9 tRNA genes and 3 rRNA genes are annotated in these 3,046 nt (G+C 49.6%); all 12 read left to right on the plus strand.

What is annotated here, in order from left to right:
- Positions 1 to 516: ribosomal RNA gene (locus tag ABZ842_RS38650) — 23S ribosomal RNA — on the plus strand; the annotation flags it as partial.
- A gap of 115 nt (positions 517 to 631) precedes the next feature.
- Positions 632 to 747 (plus strand): 5S ribosomal RNA (gene rrf, locus ABZ842_RS38655).
- Positions 748 to 763: 16 nt separating this feature from the next.
- Positions 764 to 840: transfer RNA gene (locus ABZ842_RS38660), tRNA-Asn, on the plus strand.
- A 5-nt stretch (positions 841 to 845) separates the two neighbouring features.
- Positions 846 to 937: transfer RNA gene (locus ABZ842_RS38665), tRNA-Ser, on the plus strand.
- Positions 938 to 967: 30 nt separating this feature from the next.
- Positions 968 to 1,042: transfer RNA gene (locus ABZ842_RS38670), tRNA-Glu, on the plus strand.
- Positions 1,043 to 1,056: 14 nt separating this feature from the next.
- A tRNA-Val gene (locus ABZ842_RS38675) sits at positions 1,057 to 1,132 on the plus strand.
- Positions 1,133 to 1,146: 14 nt separating this feature from the next.
- A tRNA-Tyr gene (locus ABZ842_RS38680) sits at positions 1,147 to 1,230 on the plus strand.
- Positions 1,231 to 1,234: 4 nt separating this feature from the next.
- Positions 1,235 to 1,309: transfer RNA gene (locus ABZ842_RS38685), tRNA-Gln, on the plus strand.
- Positions 1,310 to 1,321: 12 nt separating this feature from the next.
- Positions 1,322 to 1,394, plus strand: a tRNA-Lys gene (locus tag ABZ842_RS38690).
- A gap of 21 nt (positions 1,395 to 1,415) precedes the next feature.
- A tRNA-Arg gene (locus tag ABZ842_RS38695) sits at positions 1,416 to 1,492 on the plus strand.
- Positions 1,493 to 1,516: 24 nt separating this feature from the next.
- Positions 1,517 to 1,590, plus strand: a tRNA-Gly gene (locus ABZ842_RS38700).
- Positions 1,591 to 1,804: 214 nt separating this feature from the next.
- Positions 1,805 to 3,046: ribosomal RNA gene (locus ABZ842_RS38705) — 16S ribosomal RNA — on the plus strand; the annotation flags it as partial.

Below are 3,046 nucleotides of genomic sequence, written 5' to 3' on the forward strand. Positions count from 1 at the left end.
GCTTAGTGATCCGGTGGTTCCGCATGGAAGGGCCATCGCTCAACGGATAAAAGCTACCCCGGGGATAACAGGCTTATCTCCCCCAAGAGTCCACATCGACGGGGAGGTTTGGCACCTCGATGTCGGCTCATCGCATCCTGGGGCTGTAGTCGGTCCCAAGGGTTGGGCTGTTCGCCCATTAAAGCGGTACGCGAGCTGGGTTCAGAACGTCGTGAGACAGTTCGGTCCCTATCCGTCGTGGGCGTAGGAAATTTGAGAGGAGCTGTCCTTAGTACGAGAGGACCGGGATGGACACACCGCTGGTGTACCAGTTGTCTTGCCAAAGGCATCGCTGGGTAGCTATGTGTGGACGGGATAAGTGCTGAAAGCATCTAAGCATGAAGCCCCCCTCAAGATGAGATTTCCCATTACGCAAGTAAGTAAGATCCCTCAAAGACGATGAGGTAGATAGGTTCGAGGTGGAAGTGTGGTGACACATGGAGCTGACGAATACTAATCGATCGAGGACTTAACCAAAACGTTTGAAACATTCAATGCACCGTTTATCCGGTTTTGAAAGAACAAAAACTATTAATAAGATACTTGCATTTATAATGAAATATGTTATAATAAGTATTGTCTTTCGAAATAGTCTAGTGATGATGGCAAAGAGGTCACACCCGTTCCCATACCGAACACGGAAGTTAAGCTCTTTAGCGCCGATGGTAGTTGGGGGCTTCCCCCTGTGAGAGTAGGACGTCGCTAGGCTATATAATAAGATTATTCCGAAGTAGCTCAGTTGGTAGTAGCACCTGACTGTTAATCAGGTTGTCGCAGGTTCGAGTCCTGCCTTCGGAGCCATTCTTGGAGAGTTGTCCGAGTGGCCGAAGGAGCACGATTGGAAATCGTGTAGGCGGTTAACACTGTCTCAAGGGTTCAAATCCCTTACTCTCCGCCAGCACTTTAAGGATTCACCATTCCAAACGAAGGCCCCTTGGTCAAGTGGTTAAGACACCGCCCTTTCACGGCGGTAACACGGGTTCGAATCCCGTAGGGGTCACCATTTAATACCCAGATGGAGGATTAGCTCAGCTGGGAGAGCATCTGCCTTACAAGCAGAGGGTCGGCGGTTCGAGCCCGTCATCCTCCACCATAATGTGTTATTTCGGAGGGGTAGCGAAGTGGCTAAACGCGGCGGACTGTAAATCCGCTCCTTAGGGTTCGGCGGTTCGAATCCGTCCCCCTCCACCATTTTTGGGCTATAGCCAAGCGGTAAGGCAACGGATTTTGATTCCGTCATGCCTAGGTTCGAATCCTAGTACCCCAGCCATTTTTATTTTTTGAGCCATTAGCTCAGTTGGTAGAGCATCTGACTTTTAATCAGAGGGTCGAAGGTTCGAGTCCTTCATGGCTCATCATGTTTTTATAAAAATTATGCGCCCGTAGCTCAATTGGATAGAGCGTCTGACTACGGATCAGAAGGTTATGGGTTCGACTCCTGTCGGGCGCGCCATTTTAAATAAAAATTATTTATTTCGCGGGTGTAGTTTAATGGTAAAACCTCAGCCTTCCAAGCTGATGTCGTGAGTTCGATTCTCATCACCCGCTCCAAAAAAACTTTTTCAAAAACTTGTTGACATTCAAATTTTTATGTCGTATGATATAGAAAGTTGTCACTACAAGATAACAACATGAACCTTGAAAACTGAACAAGCAAAACGTAATCAATAAAGTTTTTAGTAGCTAACCTCGAGTTGGTGAACGAAACAAAATTTTGGACATCAAACATGATGCCAGCAAAACAATTTGAGCTAATCAAATTTCTTTTATGGAGAGTTTGATCCTGGCTCAGGACGAACGCTGGCGGCGTGCCTAATACATGCAAGTCGAGCGAACAGAGAAGGAGCTTGCTCCTTTGACGTTAGCGGCGGACGGGTGAGTAACACGTGGGCAACCTACCTTATAGTTTGGGATAACTCCGGGAAACCGGGGCTAATACCGAATAATCTATTTCGCTTCATGGTGAAATACTGAAAGACGGTTTCGGCTGTCGCTATAAGATGGGCCCGCGGCGCATTAGCTAGTTGGTGAGGTAACGGCTCACCAAGGCGACGATGCGTAGCCGACCTGAGAGGGTGATCGGCCACACTGGGACTGAGACACGGCCCAGACTCCTACGGGAGGCAGCAGTAGGGAATCTTCCACAATGGGCGAAAGCCTGATGGAGCAACGCCGCGTGAGTGAAGAAGGTTTTCGGATCGTAAAACTCTGTTGTAAGGGAAGAACAAGTACAGTAGTAACTGGCTGTACCTTGACGGTACCTTATTAGAAAGCCACGGCTAACTACGTGCCAGCAGCCGCGGTAATACGTAGGTGGCAAGCGTTGTCCGGAATTATTGGGCGTAAAGCGCGCGCAGGCGGTCCTTTAAGTCTGATGTGAAAGCCCACGGCTCAACCGTGGAGGGTCATTGGAAACTGGGGGACTTGAGTGCAGAAGAGGAAAGTGGAATTCCAAGTGTAGCGGTGAAATGCGTAGAGATTTGGAGGAACACCAGTGGCGAAGGCGACTTTCTGGTCTGTAACTGACGCTGAGGCGCGAAAGCGTGGGGAGCAAACAGGATTAGATACCCTGGTAGTCCACGCCGTAAACGATGAGTGCTAAGTGTTAGGGGGTTTCCGCCCCTTAGTGCTGCAGCTAACGCATTAAGCACTCCGCCTGGGGAGTACGGTCGCAAGACTGAAACTCAAAGGAATTGACGGGGGCCCGCACAAGCGGTGGAGCATGTGGTTTAATTCGAAGCAACGCGAAGAACCTTACCAGGTCTTGACATCCCGTTGACCACTGTAGAGATATAGTTTTCCCTTCGGGGACAACGGTGACAGGTGGTGCATGGTTGTCGTCAGCTCGTGTCGTGAGATGTTGGGTTAAGTCCCGCAACGAGCGCAACCCTTGATCTTAGTTGCCATCATTTAGTTGGGCACTCTAAGGTGACTGCCGGTGACAAACCGGAGGAAGGTGGGGATGACGTCAAATCATCATGCCCCTTATGACCTGGGCTACACACGT

Origin of the sequence: Streptomyces sp. NPDC047315, from assembly GCF_040643215.1 — a bacterium.
Classification (GTDB): Bacteria; Actinomycetota; Actinomycetes; order Streptomycetales; family Streptomycetaceae; genus Streptomyces.